This is a genomic window from Aeromonas sp. ZOR0001 (assembly GCF_000801015.1).
GTDB lineage: Bacteria > Pseudomonadota > Gammaproteobacteria > Enterobacterales > Aeromonadaceae > Aeromonas > Aeromonas veronii.
Window position 1 is genome coordinate 1 of record NZ_JRJY01000082.1, and the last position, 23,952, is coordinate 23,952.

18 protein-coding genes and 1 pseudogene are annotated in these 23,952 nt (G+C 60.8%); 9 read left to right on the top strand and 10 right to left on the bottom strand.

Going from position 1 to position 23,952, the window contains the following annotated elements:
- Positions 1 to 428: exodeoxyribonuclease VII large subunit (locus L972_RS11155; protein WP_047438271.1), on the top strand; the 428-nt coding region annotated here is incomplete at its 5' end.
- Positions 429 to 544: 116 nt separating this feature from the next.
- On the opposite strand, the gene L972_RS11160 is transcribed toward L972_RS11155, so the two are convergent.
- On the bottom strand, positions 545 to 1,264 hold the full coding sequence (locus L972_RS11160; protein WP_047438273.1) for a GntR family transcriptional regulator: 720 nt from the start codon (positions 1,262 to 1,264) through the stop codon (positions 545 to 547).
- Between the two features lie 247 nt (positions 1,265 to 1,511).
- Between L972_RS11160 and mngA the strand changes: the two genes are divergently transcribed.
- Positions 1,512 to 3,458 (top strand): PTS 2-O-a-mannosyl-D-glycerate transporter subunit IIABC, encoded by a 1,947-nt coding sequence (gene mngA, locus L972_RS11165; protein WP_047438275.1) that lies wholly within the window; start codon positions 1,512 to 1,514, stop codon positions 3,456 to 3,458.
- 86 nt (positions 3,459 to 3,544) lie between these two features.
- Positions 3,545 to 6,199 (top strand): mannosylglycerate hydrolase, encoded by a 2,655-nt coding sequence (mngB, locus tag L972_RS11170; protein ID WP_047438277.1) that lies wholly within the window; start codon positions 3,545 to 3,547, stop codon positions 6,197 to 6,199.
- A 169-nt stretch (positions 6,200 to 6,368) separates the two neighbouring features.
- Here mngB and L972_RS11175 read toward each other — a convergent pair whose 3' ends face one another.
- Both L972_RS11175 and L972_RS11180 read right to left on the bottom strand, forming a co-directional pair.
- Positions 6,369 to 7,358 (bottom strand): D-alanine--D-alanine ligase, encoded by a 990-nt coding sequence (locus L972_RS11175; RefSeq protein WP_047438279.1) that lies wholly within the window; start codon positions 7,356 to 7,358, stop codon positions 6,369 to 6,371.
- 204 nt (positions 7,359 to 7,562) lie between these two features.
- Positions 7,563 to 8,171, bottom strand: a complete 609-nt coding sequence (locus tag L972_RS11180) for a 2OG-Fe(II) oxygenase (RefSeq protein ID WP_047438281.1) — start codon at positions 8,169 to 8,171, stop codon at positions 7,563 to 7,565.
- Between the two features lie 350 nt (positions 8,172 to 8,521).
- Here L972_RS11180 and L972_RS11185 point away from each other — a divergent pair, with 350 nt between their 5' ends.
- Positions 8,522 to 8,998, top strand: coding sequence for a glutathione peroxidase (locus L972_RS11185; RefSeq protein WP_042080383.1), 477 nt, complete (start codon positions 8,522 to 8,524; stop codon positions 8,996 to 8,998).
- Between the two features lie 182 nt (positions 8,999 to 9,180).
- Positions 9,181 to 10,569 (top strand): DEAD/DEAH box helicase, encoded by a 1,389-nt coding sequence (locus tag L972_RS11190; protein ID WP_047438285.1) that lies wholly within the window; start codon positions 9,181 to 9,183, stop codon positions 10,567 to 10,569.
- A 111-nt stretch (positions 10,570 to 10,680) separates the two neighbouring features.
- On the opposite strand, the gene hutW is transcribed toward L972_RS11190, so the two are convergent.
- The gene (hutW, locus tag L972_RS11195) at positions 10,681 to 12,042 is read right to left on the bottom strand and encodes a heme anaerobic degradation radical SAM methyltransferase ChuW/HutW (protein ID WP_047438287.1); all 1,362 of its coding nucleotides are present in this window, start codon (positions 12,040 to 12,042) and stop codon (positions 10,681 to 10,683) included.
- A gap of 256 nt (positions 12,043 to 12,298) precedes the next feature.
- On the opposite strand from hutW, the gene L972_RS11200 reads away from it, so the two are divergent.
- Entirely contained in the window at positions 12,299 to 13,894 is a 1,596-nt protein-coding gene (locus L972_RS11200) for a methyl-accepting chemotaxis protein (RefSeq protein WP_019445547.1), read from the top strand.
- Positions 13,895 to 14,020: 126 nt separating this feature from the next.
- Here the strand turns inward: L972_RS11200 and aroG are convergent, their stop codons facing one another.
- The 5 genes from aroG to L972_RS11225 all read right to left on the bottom strand — a co-directional run bounded on the left by aroG (position 14,021) and on the right by L972_RS11225 (position 19,796).
- Entirely contained in the window at positions 14,021 to 15,076 is a 1,056-nt protein-coding gene (gene aroG, locus L972_RS11205) for a 3-deoxy-7-phosphoheptulonate synthase AroG (protein ID WP_005351268.1), read from the bottom strand.
- A gap of 220 nt (positions 15,077 to 15,296) precedes the next feature.
- Entirely contained in the window at positions 15,297 to 16,580 is a 1,284-nt protein-coding gene (gene aroA, locus L972_RS11210; protein WP_047438289.1) for a 3-phosphoshikimate 1-carboxyvinyltransferase, read from the bottom strand.
- A 226-nt stretch (positions 16,581 to 16,806) separates the two neighbouring features.
- Positions 16,807 to 17,895, bottom strand: coding sequence for a 3-phosphoserine/phosphohydroxythreonine transaminase (gene serC / locus L972_RS11215; protein ID WP_042080392.1), 1,089 nt, complete (start codon positions 17,893 to 17,895; stop codon positions 16,807 to 16,809).
- A gap of 225 nt (positions 17,896 to 18,120) precedes the next feature.
- Positions 18,121 to 19,047 carry an electron transfer flavoprotein subunit alpha/FixB family protein gene (locus L972_RS11220; RefSeq protein ID WP_047438290.1) on the bottom strand — a complete coding sequence of 309 codons (927 nt, stop codon included), beginning with the start codon at positions 19,045 to 19,047 and terminating at the stop codon, positions 18,121 to 18,123.
- On the bottom strand, positions 19,044 to 19,796 hold the full coding sequence (locus L972_RS11225; protein WP_047438292.1) for an electron transfer flavoprotein subunit beta/FixA family protein: 753 nt from the start codon (positions 19,794 to 19,796) through the stop codon (positions 19,044 to 19,046). Before L972_RS11225 ends, L972_RS11220 begins: the two co-directional genes overlap by 4 nt.
- Before the next feature lie 169 nt (positions 19,797 to 19,965).
- On the opposite strand from L972_RS11225, the gene L972_RS11230 reads away from it, so the two are divergent.
- The 3 genes from L972_RS11230 to L972_RS11240 all read left to right on the top strand — a co-directional run bounded on the left by L972_RS11230 (position 19,966) and on the right by L972_RS11240 (position 23,460).
- Positions 19,966 to 21,609, top strand: a complete 1,644-nt coding sequence (locus L972_RS11230; protein WP_047438293.1) for an electron transfer flavoprotein-ubiquinone oxidoreductase — start codon at positions 19,966 to 19,968, stop codon at positions 21,607 to 21,609.
- 293 nt (positions 21,610 to 21,902) lie between these two features.
- Complete coding sequence (gene corA / locus L972_RS11235) at positions 21,903 to 22,850, top strand: magnesium/cobalt transporter CorA (RefSeq protein WP_005337059.1); 948 nt, start codon at positions 21,903 to 21,905, stop codon at positions 22,848 to 22,850.
- Positions 22,851 to 22,998: 148 nt separating this feature from the next.
- On the top strand, positions 22,999 to 23,460 hold the full coding sequence (locus L972_RS11240) for a DUF2919 domain-containing protein (RefSeq protein WP_047438295.1): 462 nt from the start codon (positions 22,999 to 23,001) through the stop codon (positions 23,458 to 23,460).
- A 12-nt stretch (positions 23,461 to 23,472) separates the two neighbouring features.
- On the opposite strand, the pseudogene L972_RS11245 reads toward L972_RS11240, so the two are convergent.
- Positions 23,473 to 23,952 (bottom strand): annotated as a pseudogene (locus tag L972_RS11245) (hypothetical protein); the annotation flags it as partial.

Genomic DNA, 23,952 nt, shown 5'->3' on the forward strand with positions numbered 1-23,952 from the left:
GGCGGCTGGAGCAACAGTCCCAGCGCCTCGACGAACTCTCCAGCCGTTTGCAGCAACTGCTGCGCCAGCGGTTGCATCAGGGTGAGCGGCGCCTCACCAACCTTGAGCTGCGCCTGCAGGGCAAGAGCCCGGAGAGATTGCTGGCTGCCGGCAAGCGCCGCCACCAGCTGGCCGAGGAGCGGCTCTATGCCCTGATTGCCAAGCGGCAAGACCTTGCTAGTCACCGCCTCGCCATGCTCACCGCCCGCCTCGACGGGGTGAGCCCGCTTGCTACTCTCGGTCGCGGCTACTCCATCACCCGCACTGCGCGTGGCGAGGTCATTAGCCGCGCCGATCAGGTCAACAGTGGCGATCAGCTCATCACCACTCTGGCGCAAGGGAGCCTGCAGGTGCGGGTCGAGGGGATCGTCAAGGACTCTGCGCAGTAGGTCGGCTGCATCAAACCACCAGCCAATCCGCTATTCAGCCCGGCAATCAGCCAAAAACAAAGGCCACCACCGCAAACAGGGTGGTGGCCTTTTATATCTCGGGTGCTGTCGCCTGCTCACCCCTTGGTACGGCGCGCCACCAGGGTGAACTTGTAGTCATCGCTCTTGAAGAAGTTGCGACTGAACTCGAACACTGTGCCATCTTGCAAGAAGCCACGGGAGACCTTCTCGATAATGGGTTTGGCGGGATCGATACCGAGCGCCTCCACCACCTGCGCCGAAGGGAGCACCGGAATGATCTCCTGCTCGCTGCGGTCAATCACCAGCTGCTTCACCTCTTCGATGTAGTGGTACTTGGAACCCTGCATCACCGCATAGCTGAGATCGGGGAAGAGAGCGAGCGGCATCCAGGTCTCCTCCAGCGTTACCGCGATCTGGCGAATAAAGCGCACCCGCTTGACGTAGTAGACCAGCGCCCCTTCCAGCAGATTGAGCCGCTCGGCCAGCTCGCGGCTCGCCTTGATCACCTCGAAGGCAAGAATGTCGCTGTGAGTCTCGGCCGCCGGATCGGTCACCTTCTCATAGAGGCTGGTGAGCTGATAGATGTCGTAGTTCACCTTCTCCTGTCGCACATAGCTGCCGCTGCCCTGAATGCTCTCGATGACGTTGAGTTCGGTCAGCTGCTTGAGGGCCTGACGCACCGTCACCCGGCTCACCCCGAACTGCTCGCGCAACTCGGCTTCGGTGGGCAGGGCATCGCCGGGGGCCAGCTCCCCTTGCGCAATCCACTGCTGGATGGTGTCGGCTATCTGGCGATACATGGGTTTTTTCGACACGAAAGGCCACCTCGTCGGCTCTGCGCCATGATAAATGGAAGAGGCGCCATTCTACCCCAGTTGCCCGGCAGACAAAACGGCTCAGCCTCATTTGACCTAACAAATCACCTTGAACAAACAATACAAAAACAACACAAATAGTAAATTGTATGATACCACTCACAAAAATCAGTCGGCCGGTTTGTTAGCATCGCTGTCACTTTCACCATGACGGCTTGCTGGCAAGCCAACCTGACAGAGGATCATCATGAATCTGACCAGTCTTACCGGCCCCCATCTCATCACGTTGCAAACCCGGTTTGCCGATCGGGATGCGGCCATTCATGCCCTGGCTGATCGGCTCGATCAGGCCGGCAAGCTGCACGACAAGGCCGCCTTTCTGGCGGCGGTCATGGCCCGCGAGGCGCAGGGCCCCACCGCCCTTGGCGAAGGGCTGGCGGTACCCCACGGCAAGTGCGATGCGGTACGTGAAGCGGCCTTTGCCGTCGCTACCCTGAGCGAGGAGCTGGGCTGGGAGGGGATCGACGGCCCCGAGCCGGTCAACCTGATCTTCATGCTGGCGATCCCGACCGATCAGGCGGGCTCCACCCATATGCAGCTACTCACCACTCTCACCACCGCCCTGGTGGATGACGATACCCGCGAGGCGGTGCTGGCAGCCAAAAGTGCCGAGCAGCTGATGGCGCTGCTCGATGGTGAAGGGGATAGCGGCAAGCAACCAGCAAAAGAATACAACCTAGATACAAATAAACCCACTGTGGTCTGTGTCACCGCCTGTCCGGCGGGGATCGCCCACACCTATATGGCTGCCGAGTATCTGGAAAAGGCGGGTCGCAAGCTGGGCCTTCGAGTACTGGTCGAGAAGCAGGGCGCCAACGGCATCGAGGATCGCCTGCCGCAAGAGGCGCTCGATGCTGCGGTAGCCTGCATCTTCGCCGCCGAGGTGGCCATCAAGGAGCAGGAGCGTTTTATTGGCATCCCCCGTATCGAGACGCCGGTGGCCGAGCCCATCCGCCATGCCGAGCGGATCCTCAATGACGCGCTGGAGGCCGCCAAGGCCGGGCGCACCGCCCCGACGCCCAACACCAGCCAGAGCGACGCGCCAACCGGCAAGAAGGTGGGCCTCAAGACCGAGCTCAAGCAGGCGCTGCTGAGCGGCATCTCCTTTGCCGTGCCACTGATCGTGGCGGGCGGTACCGTGCTCGCCGTCTCTGTGCTGCTGGCCCAGATCTTCGGCCTGCAACATCTGTTTGATACCGAGAACTCCTGGCTCTGGATGTACCGAAAACTCGGCGGCGGCATGCTGGGTACCCTGATGGTGCCGGTGCTGGCGGCCTATACCGCCTATTCGCTGGCAGACAAACCGGCGCTGGGCCCGGGCTTTGCGGCGGGACTGGCCGCCAACATGATTGGCTCCGGTTTTCTCGGCGGCGTGGTCGGCGGCCTGATCGCCGGTTACCTGATGCGCTGGGTCAAGCAGCATGTGCGCCTGAGTCCCAACTTCAACGGCTTTCTCACCTTTTACCTCTATCCGGTGATCGGCACTCTGGTGGCAGGCAGCCTGATGCTGTTTGTCATCGGCCAGCCGGTAGCCTGGCTCAACAACAGCCTCACCGAGTGGCTCAACGGCCTCTCCGGCACCAATGCGCTGGTACTGGGCGCCCTGCTCGGCTTTATGTGTTCGTTTGACCTGGGTGGCCCGGTCAACAAGGCGGCCTACGCCTTCTGCCTCGGCGCCATGGCCAACGGGGTTTACGGCCCCTACGCCATCTTCGGCGCGGTCAAGATGGTTTCGGCCTTTACCGTCACCTTCTCCACCCTGTTGGCACCGCGCCTGTTCCAGACCTTCGAGATCGAGACCGGCAAGTCCACCTGGCTGCTGGGGCTGGCAGGGATCACCGAGGGCGCCATTCCGATGGCCATCGAAGATCCAATCCGGGTGATCGGCTCCTTCCTCGCAGGCTCGGTCGTTACCGGCGCCATGGTGGGTGCCATGGGGATTGGTCTCTCCACCCCGGGGGCTGGCATCTTCTCCCTCTTCCTGCTCCACGATGGCGGCCACGGCGCCCTGATGGCTGCCGCCGTCTGGCTCGGTGCGGCGCTGGTGGGCACCCTTATCTCCACTGTGGTGCTGATCGGCTGGCGCCGTCACGCCATGCAGCGCGGCACCTATCAGGTGGTCGCCGCAGAGTAAGGCTCATCTTCACTACCGATTTTTCAACAGACTATTTTTCCGCACGGCAGGCAAGGGCCGCCGTGCGTCAGCAAAGGATCATTGTCATGACAGTTTCACGAGTTCACATCACGCCGCACATGCACTGGGATCGGGAGTGGTACTTCACCACCGAGGAGTCCCGCATCCTGCTGGTCAACAATATGGCGGAGATCCTGGCGCGGCTTGAATCCGACCCCGACTACAAGTTCTATGTGCTCGACGGCCAGACAGCGGTGCTGGAGGACTACTTCGCCATCCAGCCCGAGAACAAGGTCCGGGTGAAGGCGCTGGTGGAAGCAGGCAAGCTCATCATAGGCCCCTGGTACACCCAGACCGACACCATGCAGGTGAGCGGCGAGTCCATCCTGCGCAACCTGCTCTACGGAATGCGCGACTGCCTTAGCCTTGGCGAGCCGATGAAGATCGGTTACCTGCCCGACTCGTTCGGCATGTCCTCCCAGCTGCCCCACATCTTCAACGGCTTCGGGATCGATCGGGCCATGTTCTGGCGCGGTTGCTCCGAGCGCCACGGCACCGACAAGACCGAGTTCCTCTGGCAGAGCAACGATGGCAGCGAGGTGACCGCCCAGGTGCTGCCGCTCGGCTACGCCATCGGCAAGTACCTGCCGGAAGATGAAGCGGGGCTGCGCAAGCGGCTCGAATCCTACTTCGAGGTGCTGGAGAAGGCCTCGGTGACCAAGGATATCCTGCTGCCCAACGGCCACGACCAGATGCCGCTGCAACAGAACATCTTCGCCATCATCGACAAGCTGCGGGAGCTCTACCCCCAGCGGGAATTCCACATGAGCCGCTTCGAGCAGGTCTTCGAGCGCATCGAGGCGTGCCGCGACCAACTGGCCACCCTCAAGGGGGAGTTCAACGACGGCAAATACATGCGGGTGCACCGCACCATCTCCTCCACCCGGATGGACATCAAGCTGGCCCACGCCGCCATCGAGAACAAGATCGTCAACATCCTCGAGCCGCTGGCGAGCATCGCCTGGGCACTCGGCTTCGAGTACCACCACGGGCTGCTTGAGAAGATGTGGAAGGAGATCATGAAGAACCACGCCCACGACAGCATCGGCTGCTGCTGCAGCGACAAGGTGCATCAGGAGGTGATGACCCGCTTCATTCTGGCCGACGACATGGCCGAGAACCTGATCCGCTTCTACATGCGCAAGATTGTCGACAACATGCCGGTGGCGCTGTGCGAAGACGGCGTGCAGGTGGCCGACAAGCTCTGCCTGTTCAACCTGATGCCCTTCCCCCGTCAGGAGGTGATCAACACCAGCATCCGCATTCGCGCCCAATCATTTGCCCTGCGCGATGAAGCGGGCCTGCCGGTCCCCTACTTCATCCGTGCCAGACGCGAGATTGACCCGGGTCTGGTGGACAGACAGATCGTTCACTACGGCAACTACGACCCCTTTATGGAGTACGACATCCAGCTCTGCCATCCGCTGCCCGCCATGGGTTACTGCACTCTCCATATCGAAGGCAACCAGCTGGGGCTGGAGCAGCCGGTGACGGCCAGCGGCAAGCTGCTGGAGAACGATTTTTACCGCATCGCCCTCAATGACAACGGCACTTTGCAGATCCTGGACAAGCTGCGCGGCACAACCTTCGATCAGGTGCTCACGCTGGAAGAGGGCTCCGATGATGGCGACGAATATGACTACTCGCCATCGCGGGACGAGTGGTTGCGCTACTCCACCGAGTTTGCGGTGACCCGCGAGGTTACCCATGAAGCGTGGCAGAGCATCGCTACGCTCAAACTGCGTATGGCCTTGCCGGCCAACCTCGCCGAGCGGGCCAACAGCCAGTGCAGCGGCCACCTTGATGTCACCTGCCGCATCACGCTCGCGCATCAGAGTCCGCGCATCGACATCGAGCTGGAGCTCGACAATCAGGCTGATGACCACAGGGTACGGGTGCTGATCCCCACCCCCTTCCCGAGCGATACAGTGGTCTCCGACAACCAGTTTGGCTGCATCACCCGCCCCACCCGCGACAGCGCCATGGCGAACTGGGAGGCAGAAGGGTGGAAAGAGGCACCCATTCCGGTCTGGCAGCTGATGAACTTCGTCGCCCTGCAAGATGGCAAGCAGGGGCTGGCGGTGCTGAGTGACGGTCTGCGCGAGTTTGAAGTGATCGGCGAGCAGTGCGACACCCTGGCACTCACCCTGCTGCGCGGGGTCGGCGTACTCGGCAAAGAGGAGCTGCTGCTGCGCCCGGGTCGCCCCTCCGGCATCAAGCTGCCCACCCCGGACTCTCAGGTACGTGGCAAGCTAAGCTGCCGTTTTAGCCTGCTGGCGTTTGCCGGTGATCACATCAGCGCCAACGTGATGCAGGCGGCGCGCAGCTACCTCACTCCGGTGCGCTGCTACAACAAGATCCCGTTCGATGCCATGAAGCTCAACAAGGCGAGCTTCACCACCCCGCTCCACTTCAGTCTGCTCGCCATGGATCCGTCCGGTCCGGTGCTGAGCGCCCTGAAAAAGGCCGAGGATGAAGAGGCGCTGGTGATCCGGGTCTACAACCCGAGCGAACAGGCGGTACTGGAGGGTGGCAAAGTGAGCTGCGAACACGCCCTGATCGACTGGCAAGCGGTACGGATGGATGAACAACCCCTGCCCCTTGAACTGGCCGCTGGCGAGTTTGGCGAGCTGGCGCCGTGCCACTCCCGCAGCGTGCGCTTTCGGGTGGCTCGCGGCTAACGGTCGGTAACACCCACAGGTAGCAACAGGTGAGGGAGGCGCATCCCCTCCCCGCCTGTTTATCCCTTCAAGCTGGCCTGCCCCGCTTGATAAAGACATAAAAAAATCCCCGCCAATTGGCGGGGATTTTTATTGGGCTCTGCTTCATCCCGCGAGCGGGAGAGCACGCTTAGCTGGCCTTGCGCAGGATCTGCTCAAGGTAGTCAGAGAAGCGGTGACCGTGATGCTCCAGCAGTTTCGGGAACATGGAGATGGAGGTCATGCCCGGGAAGGTGTTGATTTCATTCAGCAGGATCTCCCCCTCCTCGGTCAGGAAGAAGTCGATGCGCGAGAGATGGGTCAGCTTCAGCTGACGGAACGCCTTGAGGGCATACTCGTGGATCGCATCGGCCTGCGCCTGGGTCAGCCCCTCGGCACGCAGTGCCGTCTCGGTATGGCTGGCACTGCTGTACTTCTCTTCATAGGTGTAGAACTTGTCCTGCGGCACGCAGATTTCGCCCGGATAGGTGGCCACCAGCTCGTCACCGTACTGGTAAACCGCTACTTCCAGCTCGCGCGGCTTGACCGCCTTCTCAATCAGTACCTGCTCGGAGTAACCGAAAGCATCGGCAATGCCCTTCACCAGATCCGCTTCGTTGCTGGCGGAGTAGCAGCCAACGGAAGAGCCCTGGGAGGCCGCCTTGATAAAGACCTTGCCCCACTTGGCCAGCGCGGCTTTGGCCTCGGCCAGCGCCGCCTCATTTTGCTCGGTCAGGAACAGGTACGGGGTGTTGGGAATACCGATAGCGGAGAGCCACAGCTTGGTGCTGATCTTGTTGAAGCAGATCTTGCTCGCCTCGGCATCGCAACCGAGATAAGGCAATCCGGCCAGCTCGAGGAAGGATTGCAGATCGCCGGTCTCACCCGGGTAGCCGTGGATGCAGGGCACCACGTAATCCACCGGACGGGCCACGCTGTCAAACGAAAGCAGCTTGTCGAGCCCCAGCTTGCACTCGCGGCCATCGGCACTGAGCCAGCGATCGGCGAACATCTCGACGCGGGTCACTTCGACACCGGGCAGAAGGCCCAGTTGTTGCTCGAGGAAATTGGCGCTGCGCAGAGAAACTTCGTGCTCTGAGCCACCGCCGCCGCACAGCAGCAAGACATGCATGTTCTTCATTAGATGTGATCCCTTGGGAAAAGCGGCCTCGTCATGACCATTTGATAAGCCAACCACCATAAAAACCGGACGAAGCCAGATACGAACATAAGTGCGCGCCAGTGTAGCAAGGGAGATCAACCCTTGTCAGCTGATGGGAGACCCATGACCCCACTTCTTGCAGTGAAAAGTCTCCCCTGTGTCAAAATCGGGACACATTGCCCCTCAGCGCGGGGGATCGACCCTTCCCATGCCGTTGCCATTGACCCGAAACCAGCCGGCAATGCTGTAGCGCTCCTGATTGGCAGGCAGCACCTCGTGGGGAAACTCCTCGGAGAGAAACATGACCAGCCGCCCCCCCTTGGGGCTCACATCCATCAGAAACTGCTCCTTGTCGTCATACATGCGCAGCACTCCACCCGCTTCGGGCAGCCAGTCGTTGTTGAGGTAAAACACGGTGGTAAGACGGCGGTTGGAGCGACCGGCAAAGGCATCCCGATGGGTAGCGTAAAAATCCCCGCTGCGATAGCGGGCGAAGTGGGCCTCGTAGTCGAACAATCCCAGCATCAGCATCCGGTTGGCGGCAAGACGCAGGGACTCCATCCGGGCGAGGTAGTCGGCCACCGGCGCACCGAAGGAGGACTCCAGCCAGTGGATCTGGTCACGGCGAATATCGGGATTGCCCTGGTGCAGGGCGTCACGGCCGATCCCGGCCGGTTGCCATTCGCTTGGCAAACAGGCTTTGAGGGCATCCACCTCGGCGGCGGTCAAAAAATCATCCACTATCACCCATCCCCGGGTGTAAATGGCATCCATGGCAGCTTGATAGTCCAAGATTGGCTCACAATGAGTGGAAAGAGGGCGCTTTGTAGCGACTTACCGGCAAAGTCACAAACCGGTTTGCTTCTCTTGAGAAGTCCCAACATCAATACGCGAGTTGCTGCCCACCGCCCCGCATTTTTGTCGCCAGTTGTGATCCCGCCCTGCCAAAGAGCGTATTGGCTGTCGAAACTGTGATGGCCCTTGCAATCGGGACGAGGAGGCGCCGCGGCCTCCTTGCGGTGCCAAGAGCCAGCCGATACCGTATCCGCATAGCCATGTTGCTGTTCATCCGGCGCTTGTCTCTGTCACCGACCGAACCACTCACGGCACAACCCGCGCATCACCCACGAAAGGATCTTCTCATGCCTCTGCCCGATCTCACTTTGCAACGACTGGATGGTACCCCCTACCCGCTGACTCAACTGGCGGGCAAGGTGGTGCTGGTGGTCAATGTGGCCAGTCGCTGCGGTTTTACTCCCCAATATGAAGGGCTGGAAACGCTCTATCGGGAGCTCGGCCCCAAGGGGCTGGTGATTTTGGGCTTCCCCTGCAACCAGTTTGGCAATCAGGAGCCGGGGGATGCGGACGAGATCGCCCGCTTCTGCTCCCTCGACTATCCGGTCACCTTCCCCATCATGGCCAAGTGCGATGTCAACGGTGAGCATGCCCACCCCTTCTATCAGTGGCTCAAGCAACAGAAACCGGGCTTTCTTGGGCTGGAAAACGTCAAATGGAACTTCACCAAGTTCCTGATCGACCGCGATGGCAATGTGGTAGAGCGTTTCGCCCCCCAGGCCAAACCGGAGAGTCTGGCCGAGCAGATCCGGGAGATGCTCTGATGCTCCCGCACCGTTTTACGCCACTGCGTTGAACGATTCTATGGCGGCCGGTGCGACAGCTACTGCGCAGCGGCCGCTCTTTTGCTATATTACGGCCCCACTATCTTTTCCATATCGTGGCTGGCCCCAACATGCTGGCTGCCCGTTGAGCCAAAGGCTCATCTCAGGAGTTTCTCTCGAACATGTCATTCAACGAACTGGGTCTGTCTCCGCATATTCTGCGGGCCGTCAAGGAGCTGGGTTACGAACAGCCAACCCCCATCCAGCAGCAAGCGATTCCGGCCATTCTGGCCGGTCAGGATGTGCTCGGCGGCGCTCAGACAGGCACAGGCAAAACGGCCGGTTTCACCCTGCCGATGTTGCAGCGTCTGCTGGCCAACCACGGTCGTGGCCGTCGTCAGGTGCGCGCACTGGTACTGACCCCGACCCGCGAACTGGCGGCACAGGTGGGCGAGAGCATCATCAAGTATGCCCACCACCTGCCGTTCAAGACGCTGATCGCCTATGGCGGTGTCAGCATCAAGCCCAATCTGGACGCCATCAAGCTGGGGGTAGACATTCTGGTCGCCACCCCGGGCCGTCTGCTGGATCTGCTGACCCAGGGCGCCCTGACCCTGAGCCAGCTGGAAGTGCTGGTGCTGGATGAAGCGGATCGCATGCTCGACATGGGCTTTATCGTCGACATCCGCCGCATCATGAAGGCTCTGCCCGCAGAGCGGCAAACCCTGCTCTTCTCTGCCACCTTCTCAAACGACATCAAGGCGCTGGCGGATGACCTGCTGAACGACCCCACCCTGATCGAGGTGGACCCCAGCAATACTGCCGCCGAGCAGGTGACCCAACGCATCATTCAGGTGGATCGGGAACGCCGCCGCGAGCTGCTCTCCCACATGATTGGCCGTGGCAACTGGCAACGGGTGCTGGTGTTTGTTCGCACCAAGCAGATCGCCGACCGCCTCGCCCAGCAGATGCAAAAAGATGGCCTCAATACCGTGGCGATCCACGGTGACAAGAGCCAGGGTGCCCGCAACCGGGCGCTGGCCGATTTTCGCAGTGGCGAGGTGCGGGTGCTGGTAGCGACCGATATCGCCGCCCGCGGTCTGGACATCGATCAACTGCCCTACGTGATCAACTTTGAACTGCCCCAGATGGCGGAGGATTACATCCACCGTATCGGCCGTACCGGCCGCGCTGGTCGTGGCGGTGAGGCCATCTCGCTGGTCAGCCAGGACGAGCTGGGTCAGCTCAAGGCTATCGAAGCCCTGATCGGCCAATCCCTGACCGTGGAGATCCTGGAAGGGTATGAGCCAAGCGGCAAGCCGAGTCGCCAGACTCTGCCGGGCAGCAAGCCGGTGCAGAACCCGCCCCGGGCTCGCGGCCATGCCAACGCCAAGAGCAGCAATGCCAAGGGCAAGCCGGCCGCGGGCAAGGGCAAAGCCAAGGGTGATGCAGCCAAGAAACCCGCCCCGGCCCGCAAGCGGGAAGTGGTGGGCGAGGATATCGGCTTTACTCCGATGCGCCGCCTGCCCAAGGCGATGCGCGACAGCTATCAGGAGAGCAGCGACGAGTAAGCTCGCGCGACGCTAACTGCCAAGCCAAAAGAGGGAGCCTGCAAGGCTCCCTCTTTCGTTATGGATCGCTCGGAGCCATGCAAGTGCTCCGTGCAAATGCTCCGCTCGGGCTCAAACCAGCGAATGGCGCACCGCAGCGGTACCATGGCTGGGCGGCGCAGAACCATCGAGCGGATTGAGCTGCAAGAACTCGAACAAGCCAGCCTGCATATTGACGTTCCAGAAGCGTCCGGCGAGGGTGAGTTGCAACCGTGCGCTCCCGATCTCGGCCAGCCCGTGCTGCTGCCAGGCTGCAAAAAGCGGCATCAGATGGGTCAGCAAAGGCGCTGGCAGACGATCCAGCGCCAGCACACCGCTGTCGAGGGCGCCACGCAGCAGACCGTCCATCCTTGCATTGGGATTGCGTCCCATCACCATCCCGGGTGCCCGCTTGCCACTGGCCAGCGCGTCGTGCCAGGGGGCCAGATCCCGCCCATACATCAAGCCGTGGCCAAGAATGCTGCCCCCTGCCCCGGCACCAAAGGGGAGGATCTCCGCACCGCGCTTGGCCATCTGGTTATAACGACTCTGCTCGGCCGGACTGCGCCGCCAGTGGCTGCAAGAGAGACGCTCCCAGCCGTGAGCTTCCAGTTGCGCCCCGCCATAGGCATACATGGCCGCCCGCTGCTGGCCATCGGCGAGCCAATCCAGGGTGCCCTTCTCCTGCGCCCGCTCCAGATTGGTGCCCTGCATGGCGATGAGCTGGTAGAGATCGACCCCGTGTACACCGCTCGCCATCACATCGCGGATATCCTGCTGCCACACGGCATCATCCTGACCGGGCAGACCAAAGATAAGATCCGCCACGATCACAGCCGCATCATCCCGGGTCAGCTCACCCAGACGGGTCAGCAGCGTCTCCCTGTCATCGAAACGGGCCGCCTGCTGACGCACCCGGGTATCAAAGCTCTGCACCCCGAATGAGAAGCGGTTGAAGCCCCCCACCAGCGCCACCTGCCATTTCTCATCATCAAAGCCGTTGAGACGCCCCTCCAGTGTCACCTCGGCATCCGCCGCCAGCGGAAAACGGCGGATCACGGCAGCCAGCATGGCCAACTCGTCGGCGCTCATGTCGGTCGGCGTACCGCCCCCCACATAGACGGCTGAAAATGGCATGCTCTGCGCCAGCGGGGTGTCAGCCGCCTTCGCAAGAGAGGTACAGAGGGCGTTGACATAGCGGTTGATCCGCGCCGGATTGGCGCCATTTTCAAAGAAATTGCAGAAGCTGCAGCGCTTGCGGCAAAACGGAATATGGATGTAGAGGGCGCGCTCCTCAGCTTCACTCTCTCGCTGCCACCAACTCTGCCAGCCAGCCTCATCCAGCGGGAGGGGGCGCATCCCTCCCCGACTGGCGTGAGCCGAGGTCTTGGCGCTAAAAGCAAACTTGAGGGGATCCGGCGTGGCAATACCGGTCATGGAAGGGGTCAGATTCATGATGGTCACTATTATCAGCAAATAATGACAATGATAACGATTATCGTTACTGGCAATTTGTTCTGGATCAACCCGAGGAGCAGCCCCCCTCCCGAAAGGCATTTTGGCAACCTGCATTACCGATCTGCTTAACAGATTATTTACTCAAGAGTGGTTATCGTGTGCCGATAGAGAACCATCTCCCGCCGTTTCTTCGTCTACGATCAAGATGATACGGGATCACATAACAACACCAAGCGCATGGAACTTGCCCAAAATGCATAACCTCTCCTTGAACTGGAAAATATTCCTCCCTCTTGCGCTGGTCATCAGCACCACCTTTGGCCTCTGCTTCGAACTCTCCGCCTGGCTGCAACGGGATCTCGCCATCCGGCTGGCAGAGGAGAAGGTTGAGAGCATGGCCAACACCTATATGGATCAGGTGAACGTACTGATGATGACAGGTGGCATGGCCAACCGGCAGATAGTGCAGACCAAACTCAAGAGTGAAGCGGGCATTGTTGAAGCCCGTCTGGTGCGCGCGCCAGCAGTAAGCAACCTGTTTGGCCCGGGCCACCCGGATCAGAAAGCGCAGGATCCCCTCGATGAGCGAGCCATCAATCAGGGCGAAGCCATTCTGGAGCAGCAGGGCAACCTGCTCACCTTGATCAAACCGTTCAAAGCCTACAAGGAGTATCGCGGTACCCAGTGCCTCACCTGTCATCAGGTCAATGAGGGGACCGTGATGGGGGCGGTGCGGATCAGTTATGACCTCAGCCACACCTTCGGCGAGATCCGCCACAACAACCTGATCCTGAGCGGCAGCCTGGCCGCCGTCTTTAGCCTCGGCTTCGGCTTGCTCTGGTGGGTATTGCAACGCTACGTGAAACACCCTCTGCGCCAGCTGCAGCTCACCATGATCCGGATGGCCAAAGAGCGCGACCTCGCCCTCCCTCTGGTCAATCACAGCCGGGATGAACTGGGCCAGATGACCCGCGCCGTCAATGACATGGTGCAGGGATTCCGCCACAGCCTGCAGGAAGTGGAAGGGGCAACCCACCAGCTCTATCAGGAGTCAAACCAGATCCGTCAGGTGGCGACCCAGACCGAAAACTCGGCCCGCCAGCAAGAGGGGATGACCACCCAGGTCGCCGCCGCCGTCAGCGAGCTGGCCGCCAGCTCTCATGAAGTACGTGAACATGCCCGCCACAGCGCCGAGCTCTCCGCCCTCACCAATCAGGATGCCGCCGACACCAGTCGCCTCGCCCAGCACTCCATCACCGATATGGGCGAGATGTCGGCAGAGATCGATCGGGTGGATCAGGTGATCCAGCAGCTCGACAGCCGCTGCCTGGCGGTTGACGGTGTGCTCGAGGTGATCAAGGGGATTGCCGATCAGACCAACCTGCTGGCCCTCAACGCTGCGATTGAAGCAGCCCGGGCAGGTGAGCAAGGCCGTGGCTTTGCGGTAGTAGCCGATGAAGTGCGGGCCCTCTCCAACCGCAGCCGCGCCGCCAGCGAAGAGATCTCACAGATGATCGCCGCCCTGCAAAATGAGGCCCAGAGCGCAGTTACGGTGATCGGGGATGCAAAAAGCAAAGCCGATGAGAGCATCAGCAAGACCGAAGCGACCCTGGCAGCCATGCAGAACATCATCGAGCGCATCGCCCGCATCAACGACCTCAACGCCCAGATGGCGCAGTCGGCCGAAGAGCAGGACAGGGTCTGCCATGAGGTAGACAGCTCGGTGAGCGATATTCGCAACACCTCCAACGACACCCTGGGTCAGGCGCACGCCGCCAATCTCGCCAGCATCCAGCTGGTGGAGCAGTGTCAGAAACTGGAGGCGCTGCTGAAAACCTACCGTTGGTAATCAACTTCACCAACGAAAAAGCGCGACCCGAGGGTCGCGCTTTTGCTTTATGGATTCGATTTGGCCGAATGGCATCGTTGCTGTTCCAGCGGCGCGTTGAGGATTAACAGCGCCGCCGGGATGGTTTTAGCGGGCGTTACGGGTTGCGACGGCATCCGCCAGGTTGCGCAGCAACACTTCGGTATCAGCCCAGCCGATGCAGGCATCGGTGATGCTCTGGCCGACGGTGAGTTCACACCCTTCCACCAGATCCTGACGCCCTTCCACCAGATGGCTCTCCACCATCACACCAAACACCGCCTTGCTGCCGGCACGCAGCTGACCGGCTACGTCTTCTGCCACCACCATCTGGTTCTTGAACTGCTTGCTGCTGTTGGCATGACTAAAGTCGATCATCACCTTCTGCGGCAGACCGGCTTTCTCCAACCCCTTCACAACTTCGCTGACATGGGCCGCGCTGTAGTTCGGCTCACGACCACCACGCAGGATGATGTGACAGTCCGGGTTGCCGCGGGTCGCCACGATGGCGGAGTGACCGTATTTGGTGACCGACAGGAAGTGGTGCGGCGCACTGGCAGCGCCAATGGCATCGATGGCAACCTTGATGGTGCCGTCAGTGCCGTTCTTGAAGCCCACCGGACAGGAGAGGCCGGAGGCCAGCTCGCGGTGTACCTGGGATTCTGTGGTACGGGCACCGATAGCGCCCCAGCTCATCAGGTCCGCCACATATTGCGGGGTGATCATGTCGAGGAACTCGGAGGCAGTCGGCAGCCCCATGTCGTTGAGATCCAGCAACAGCTTGCGACCAATGCGCAGACCGTCGTTGATCTTGCAGCTATTGTCGAGGTACGGATCGTTGATCAGCCCCTTCCAGCCCACTGTGGTGCGCGGTTTTTCGAAGTAGACCCGCATCACGATCTCCAGCTGACCTTTCAGCTCGTCGCGCAACGCCTTGAGGCGCTTGCCGTACTCCAGCGCGGCGACCGGATCATGGATGGAGCAAGGACCAATCACCACCAGCAGACGATCATCTTCGCCGGCCAGGATATTGTGAATGGCCTGACGGGATTCAAAAACGGTGGACGAGGCAACCTCGGTAGCCGGAAACTTCTCAAGCACCGCAACCGGGGGTAATAACTCTTTGATTTCACTGATACGAACGTCGTCGGTTTGATGCTGCATGACAAGGCTTCCTGCTAGATGACTGCGATTAGGAAATCTCAACATAGCCCGCGACAGCGCATGTGTAAATAGGAAATTACAGCAATCACAAAACTATTTTATATGACAATCTTGCAAGTTATTGAAATGATGCTATGCGAAATGGAAGTGCGGATGAGGAGGGCAAAAAGGCCCGCTCAGCGCGGGCCCGAAGCGTCGGTGGTGACGGTTTTGTCAGTGATCAGCCACGCTGGCTGATACTGGCCAGCTTGTCGAAGTAATCCGGGAAGGTCTTCGAGGTGCACTTGGGATCATTGATGGTGACCGGGGTATCCGAGAGCGCCACCAGCGAGAAGCACATGGCGATACGATGATCGTTGTAGGTATCGATCTCGGCATGCTTGAGCTGGGTCGGCGGGGTCACGGTGATAAAGTCATGCCCCTCCTCCACTTCGACGCCCAGCTTGCGCAGCTCGGTCGCCATGGCGTGCAGACGATCGGTCTCCTTCACCCGCCAGTTGTAGATATTGCGAATGGAGGTCGGCCCCTCGGCAAACAGCGCAGCAACGGCGATGGTCATAGCCGCATCGGGAATATGGTTCATGTCCATATCCACTCCGTGCAGCTGTGCCTGCTCCGCCTCGATGAAATCATCGCCCCAGGTGATGCGCGCGCCCATCTTCTCCAGCACATCGGCGAAGTGGATATCACCCTGAATGCTGTACTTGCCGATGCCGGTGACCCGCACCTTGCCCTTGATGGCGCCCGCTGCGAGGAAGTAAGAGGCGCTGGAGGCATCCCCTTCCACCAGAAAGTCACCCGGACTGATGTAGGTCTGGTTGCCCTTGATGTAGAACAGCTTGTAGTTGTCGTGCTCGATGACCACCCCGAACTGCTTCATGATGTGCAGGGTGATGTCGATGTAGGGCTTGGAGACCAGCTCCCCCTTGATATGGATCCGGGTATCACCGGCCGCCATCGGCGCTGCCATCAAAAACGCGGTCAGGAACTGGCTGGAGACGGAGCCATCGACGTGCACATCGCCGCCCCACAGCCCCTTGGCATCCACCACCAGCGGCGGATAACCATCGTGTTTGAGGTACTGGATATGGGCACCTGCTTCACGCAGAGCATCCACCAGATGGCCGATGGGACGCTCTTCCATGCGCGGCTCGCCGCCCAGAGTATATTCACCTGAGCCGAGGCACAGGGCGGCGCAGAGCGGTCGCATCGCAGTACCGGCGTTGCCGAGGAACAGATTGACCGGCTCTTTCACCGCAAAGCTGCGACCCAGACCCTGCACGGTACACTCGGTCTTGTCGGCGGAGAGCTTGTACTTGACCCCGAGCTGGGTCAGCGCAGCCAGCATATGACGAATGTCATCGCTGTCGAGCAGGTTGGTCAGACGGGTGGTGCCACGAGCCAGCGCCGCCAGCAGCAGCGCACGGTTAGAGACACTCTTGGAGCCGGGCAGATTGACCTCACCGGCCACACGAGAAATGGGTTCCAAACGCAACGAATTCATAGACTTCCTGTGCTATCTCAAAAATAAACGCCTGTCCGGACGTTAACAGCCTGCGTCCCGCTCGGCAAGGGCACTTTCAGGGGAAATCGCACGGCAAACGCCAGCGCGCTGGTTCTGTTGAAAAAAAGACGCCGGGTATCCCCGGCGTCTTGAATCACTGCAATAGCTGGAAGCGGCTCACGAGTTGTCATGAGAGGCCGCCAGCAAGCACGTATGTACTTTCTTTTCAGCCGTGGCGCTTGGCAAAGCCATCCATAAAACTCACCAGGGCCTTCACTCCCTCCAGCGGCATGGCGTTGTAGATGCTGGCGCGCATGCCACCGACGATGCGGTGCCCTTTGAGGGCCAGCAGGCCAGCTGCTTCCGATTCGGCCAGGAACTGCTTGTCCAGCTCGGCATTTTTCAGCTGGAACGGGATGTTCATCCGCGAACGGCAGCTGACATCCACCTGATTGCCGTAGAAGCTCGACTGATCGAGATAGTCATAGAGGAAGTCGGCCTTCTCCTTGTTGCGCGCTTCCATCGCCTCGAGGCCACCCTGTTCTTTCAGCCACTCGAACACCAGGCCGGCCAGATACCAGGCGTAGGTGGGCGGCGTGTTGAACATGGAGTCGTTCTTGGCGGTGAGCTGATAGTCAAAAATCGAGGGGACATCGGCTCTGGCCTGATCCAGCAGGTCATCGCGCACGATGGCGATGGCAAGCCCGGACGGCCCGATATTCTTCTGAGCACCTGCATAGATGATGCCAAAGCGGCTCACGTCGAGAGGACGGGAGAGAATGGTGGAGGAGAGATCCGCCACCAGCGGCACCTCGCCAGTGGCCGGGATGTCGAACATCTCGATGCCGTCAATGGTTTCGTTCGGGCAGTAGTGAACATAGGCCGCATCGGCGCGAAACGCCGGGGTCGGCAGCAGGTGGGAGATCCCCTGTTCGTTCTTGGCAACCCCCTGGAAGGTCTGGATATCGCCATACTTTTTGGCTTCATCCACCGCGCTCTGGGACCAGACGCCGGTCAGCAGGAAGTCCGCCTTCTTGTTGGCCCCGCCCAGCAGGTTCATGGGTACGGCAGAGAACTGACCGCGGCCTCCACCGTGCATGAAGAGCACCTTGTAGTTGTCCGGCACCGCCAGCAGTTCGCGCAGATCCGCTTCGGCCTTCTCGGCAACCGCCATGTAGGGCTTGCCGCGATGGGAAAGCTCCATGACCGAGGCTCCCAGCCCCTGAAAATTACAAAATTCGCGCTGGGCGCGCTCCATGACTTCAACCGGCAGCATGGCGGGGCCGGCGCAGAAGTTGTAAATCTGTTTGCTCATGACGCTTTCCGTGAGTGGATGAGAGTAATCGATGACTTGTCAGGTTTTACACAAGAGCAGCCAGCGGATCAAAGGCTTTTTGGGAGCTGGCTCAACCTTTTACCGTCACTCTGCATCCCCCTTGCAGTAGAAAAAGCCCTGAACGGGTCAGGGCTTGCAGGGAACATGCACAGAAATGGCGGGCAGAGCGCATAAACGACCACAGCTCAGCCATTTCTGACAAATTTACAGTTTGGCGGTGAGCTCCGGCAGCAGAGTGAAGAGATCCCCCACCAGCCCGTAGTCCGCCACCTGAAAGATGGGGGCATCGCTGTCCTTGTTGATGGCCACGATCACCTTCGACTCCTTCATCCCCGCCAGATGCTGGATGGCCCCCGAAATACCGACCGCGATATAGAGCTCGGGCGCCACCACCTTGCCGGTCTGCCCCACTTGCAGATCGTTGGCGACATATCCCGCATCAACGGCGGCTCGCGATGCCCCCACCGCCCCACCCAGCTTGTCGGCCAGCGCCTCAATCAGGGCAAACTGCGCCTTGGAGCCCAGTGCCCGGCCACCGGAGACCACCACCCGGGCGGCGGTCAGTTCGGGCCTGCTGGAGCGCACCGCGCGGCGCTCGACCAGCCGGGTACGACCAGCGAATTCGGGCACGGCCAAGCGTTCGATGAGAGCCTGCCCGCCTGTCGCCGCCTTGGCAAACGCGGTGGCCCGTACCGTCATCACTTTGACGGGCGCCGAGCTTGCCACTCTGGCAATGGCATTGCCCGCATAGATGGGGCGCAGGAAGGTGTCGCTGCTCTCGATAGCCGTCACCTCGGAGAGCATCTCCACCCCAAGCCGGGCCGCCACCTGTGGCAGCAGCGCCTTGCCCATGGCACTCGCCGCCATCAGGCAGTGGCTGTAACCTTCGCACCAGCAGGCCAGCAGCTTGTCGACTCCATCCAGCAGCCCGTCGGCCAGCAGGGGATGTTCGGCAAGCAGAACCTTGTCGACGCCGCCAATGGCAGCCGCCTGTTCACCCGCCTCGGTCAGCCCCTGCCCCAGCAACAGCAGGTCAACCTGACCGCCGATTGAGCCGGCTGCGGTCACCAGTTGTGCCACGTTGTCGGCCAGATGGCCCTGATGATGTTCGGCAATGATCAGCACGCTCATGGCAGCACCTTCGCTTCGTGTTTGAGTTTGTCCACCAGCTCGTCCACCGAGCCCACCTTGATCCCTGCGCTGCGGACTGGCGGCGCCATCACCCCGAGCAAACGGGTCTGATTGGCCACCTCAACGGCGAGTGTCGAGAACGGGGCGCTATCAAGCGGCTTGCGCTTGGCCTTCATGATGTTGGGCAGCGAGGCAAAGCGCGGTTCATTCAAACGCAGATCGGCGCTCACCACCGCAGGCAACGGCATGCCCAGGGTCTCGAGGCCACCGTCGATTTCGCGGGTCACCAGCAGCTCAGCAGCTTCCACCTTGAGGGCGGACGCGCAGGTCGCCAGCGGCCAATCATTGAGGGCAGCCAGCATCTGGGCCACCTGATTGTTGTCTGAATCGATGGACTGCTTGCCGAGCAGCACCAGATCCGGCTGCTCCTGCTCACACACCTTGTGCAAGGCGCGGGCAACCGTCAGCGGGGCGAGCGTCTCATCGGTGACATAATGCAGCGCCCGATCCGCCCCCAGCGCCAGCCCATGGCGCAGTTGCTCGGCGGCAGCGTCAGGGCCAAAGGTCACCACCACCAGCTCGCTGGCAACCCCGGCTTCCCGCAGCCTGACCCCCTCCTCCACCGCAATTTCACAAAAGGGGTTGATCCCCATCTTCACATTGGCGAGCTCCACGTCGGAGCCGTCTCCCTTCACCCGGATCTTGACGTTGTAGTCGACTACCCGTTTGATCGCGACCAGCAGCTTCATGGGGTCATGCCTCGTCTCTTTGGATTGAATTCATTAGTGTGCCTCTGCGTTTGTTGCAGTACGCTCTTCCCTGATTTTTTGCTTTTTCTTGCTCAGTTTTGCTTACAACCGCTTTACGTTTACGTAAACTACCAGCATTACCCTAGGCCAACCAGAGCGCAGAGGCAAGATGGAACGGGAAGCAATGGAATTTGATGTCGTCATCGTTGGCGGCGGTCCGGCAGGGCTCAGTGCAGCCATCGCCCTGAAACAGCAGGATGCCACTCTCTCTGTCTGTCTGCTGGAGAAGGGAGCGGAAATTGGCGCCCATCTGCTCTCCGGCGCCCTGTTTGACCCCGTCGCCTTGCAAGAGCTGCTGCCGGATGGCTGGCAGCAAGCGCCGCTCGGCGTGCCGGTCAGCGACGATCAGGTTCATCTGCTGCAAAGCGAGCAACACTCTCTGCAACTCCCCGCCTGGGCGGTGCCGCCCCGGATGCACAATGAGGGCTGTCACATCATCAGCCTCGGCAATCTCTGCCGCTGGCTCGGCCTGCAGGCGGAAAAACTGGGAGTCGAAATATACCCGGGATTTACCGCCAGCGAACTTATCATGGAAGCGGGTCGGGTCAAGGGGGTGATCACCGGCGATCTGGGGCTGGATCGGGCGGGCAATCCAAAAGCTGATCATGTGCCCGGCATGGCGCTGCTCGGCCGCTACACCCTCTTTGCCGAAGGGGCCCGCGGTCATCTCGGCAAGCAGCTGATCGCCACATTCAATCTGACAAGCCCTGCCCAGCCCCAGCACTATGCCATCGGCTTCAAGGAGCTGTGGCAACTGCCAGCAGGTCGGGGCAACCCGGGACAGGTGCTGCACGGCAGTGGCTGGCCCCTTGGCAAGCAGGGGGGCGGCAATAGCCACGGTGGCTTCTATCTCTATCACATGGAGGGGGATCAGGTGGCGGTCGGGCTGATTGTCGATCTCAACTACCAGAATCCCTGGCTCAGCCCGTTCGACGAATTCCAGCGCCTCAAGCATCACCCGCTTATCGCCGGCGTGTTGCAAGGTGGGGAGCGCATCAGCTATGGCGCCCGCGCCATCACCAAGGGGGGCTGGCACGCCCTGCCCCGTATGCACTTCCCGGGCGGCCTGCTGATCGGTTGTGATGCGGGCACTCTCGACTTTTCCCGCATCAAGGGGATCCACACCGCCATGAAGTCCGGCATGCTGGCGGCAAAAACCGTCGCGATGGCCCTGCGGGGGGGCGATGAGGGAGGCCGGGATCTGGCCCAGTATGGTGACGAGCTGCACCAGAGCTGGCTGGCCCGCGAACTCAAGGCGGCGCGCAACTTCGGCGCGGCGCTTCACCGCTATGGTCCCTGGTTGGGCGGTGCCTTCAACTTGCTGGAGCAACGGCTGTTTGGCGCAAACTCGCCCTTCAGGCTGCTCGATAAGGCTCACGACTACCGTCAGCTGCGCGTGGCCAGCCGCTGCGAGCCCATCCATTATCCCAAACCCGATGGCAAGCTGAGCTTTGACAAGCTCTCGTCTGTGTATCTGGCCAACACAAGTCACGACGAGGATCAACCTTGCCACCTCAAGCTGCAGGACGAGCGCATTCCGGTCGAGGTCAATCTGCCCACCTGGGCCGAACCCGCCCAACGCTACTGCCCGGCAGGGGTGTTTGAAGTGCTTGAAATGGAAGGCGCGGCCAAACTGCAGATCAACGCCGCCAACTGCATCCACTGCAAAACCTGCGATATCAAGGACCCCAGTCAAAACATTATCTGGACGCCGCCACAGGGGGGCTCCGGGCCCAATTATCCGAATATGTGATGAAGCGGGGCAGCGGCAACAAGCAGCCCCAGCTAGCCCTCCCCCAGCCAAAGGCTGGGTTCTACCCCGCATAGCCACTCAGGTGATCCGACCTCGCTGTTTTTTTGAACAAACAAGCTGAATCCCTGATGAATAGCCCCTGACAAGCGCGGCCCGCCCCTGTATAGTTCGCCGCATTCAGGTTTTCCATCGGCCCGATCTGCTTATCCACGGGATCGCCTTCTGCAGCGATCTAAGGCCGCATGACCTGTGCAACCATCCCTGATTACCCATGACTTTTTAAGGGGGGACAGATGATCACCGCCTACATTCTCAATAACAAGGTGCTGGACATAGTCACGCTCGGGCCTGACGACATAGTACCTGACAACACGGTCTGGCTGGATGCCTATAAGCCGGACACGGCAGAGCGAGAATGGTTGACGGGCCTGTTCCTGGAAGAGGTCCCCGACAAGGAAGAGCTCGACGACATCGAAGCATCCGCCCGTTTTTACTGGGATACCGATGGTCTGCACATTCACTCCCTGTTTCCCCAGCGGATCGGTCGTGACACCAAGGGTGTCCACGTCTCCTTTACCCTGCGCAACAACCTGCTGATCAGCATTCGTGAAGATGACATCGGGCTGGTGCGCCTGCTGCGCCACTATATGCGCCAGGATCGGCTGGAGGTGGAGGATGCCCTCGACATCCTGCTGGAAGTGCAAAACCTCAAGGTGGAGTACCTCTCCGACCTTATCGAAGATGGTTACAAGACCTTGGAAAACACCGCCGATCAGATCTTCGAGCCGGATCAGATCAACCCCATGCTGAAAGAGTTGATGGCACAGGAAGAGGCCAACGGCCAGATCCGTCTCTCTCTGCACGATACCCGCCGCGCCCTGCGCTTCCTCAAACGCAGCCTGCGCCAGCGCATGAGCCTTGAGCAGAACAAGTGGATCGACGAGATGCTGCACGACGTGGAATCCCTGTTGCCCCACACCCAGTTCCTGTTCGACAAGATCAACTTCCAGCTGGAGGCCTCCATGGGGGTGACCAATCTGGAGCAGAACAAGGTGATCAAGATCTTCTCGGTAGCCGCCGTGATCTTCCTGCCGCCGACCCTGATCGCCAGTATCTACGGCATGAACTTCGGCCGCATGCCGGAGCTCGCTTGGGAGTATGGTTATCCCATGTCACTGGTGCTGATGGTGATGTCATCGCTCGGCACCGGCCTCTTCTTCAAGCGCAAAGGCTGGCTGTAACGCCGCCGACGCGCGCTGCGATATCTGAAGAAACCGATTGGGGGGCATGGCCCCCCGATTAATTTGCGCCACGCCCAACGCCTTGCAAAGGGCGCTTCGTCGCCCCATATCCCCTTCATCACTCAATTCAAGTGGATAACGGGCAACCATGACCCTCTACCCCGAACACCGATATGACGATCACGGCCAGTTGCGCCCGCCCCTCTGGTTCTGGCCCATCGCCCTGTTGCTGACCCGCTCGGTCTGGCTCTTTTTGATGGCAGGGGTCACCCGCGAGCGCGGCAGCGAGATCCTGACCCTCTTCTATCCAGACAAGATCACCCTCTACATCAGCCTGCTGACCGACGTGCCCGCCATCCTGGCGTTGCTCGCCTGCGGCGGCACCTATCAGCAGACCCAGAGCATTCGCGCCAGACTCCGGCGCCACAGCCCGCTGCTGCTGCTCTGCTCTGCCGTCAGCGGCCTGCTGATGCAGTTGCACAGCCTCAATCTGCAGAAGTGGTCATTCAGCTGGCCCACCGCACTGGTGCTGGTCGCCAGCCTCTGGGCGCTCTGGTATCTGCTGCGCAGTCGCCAACTGCGGGAATATGCCGCAGATCAGCCCCACTGACGGGGCTGACACCTATTGACGAGTGACCCGGATCTGCAGAGTCTGGCGCTCGCTCTGGCTGCCTCGCCCCCCCTGTAGCTGGGTACCGAGGCTGCTCCCCTGATCCGCTGAGCTGGTCGAGAGCTCCCCCACCGTCAGCCACTGGCCCGGGGCCCCGCTCACCTCGGTGGCACTCTGCCCACGATTGATGGTGCCCTGATCCAGCCTCGCCTGTTCACTGCTCAGCGCAATCTGCACCCGATCGCCAATCAAGGTGGCCGTGGCATAGAGGCCGTTCACCAGCGGCATCATCCCTACCACGGCGCCCCCGTTCCACTGATAGAAGGTGACCGGCTGATAGGAGCCCATCTGCAGCAACACGGGACGACCCGAAAGCCCACGCACCTGCCAGCTGTCGTTTTGGCTGCGCTGGTACTGCCGGGCGTTGCCATCGACCAGCCACTGCCTTTTGGCCTCGTCGCGACTGATTGAGCCCCCCAGTTGCTGACCGCT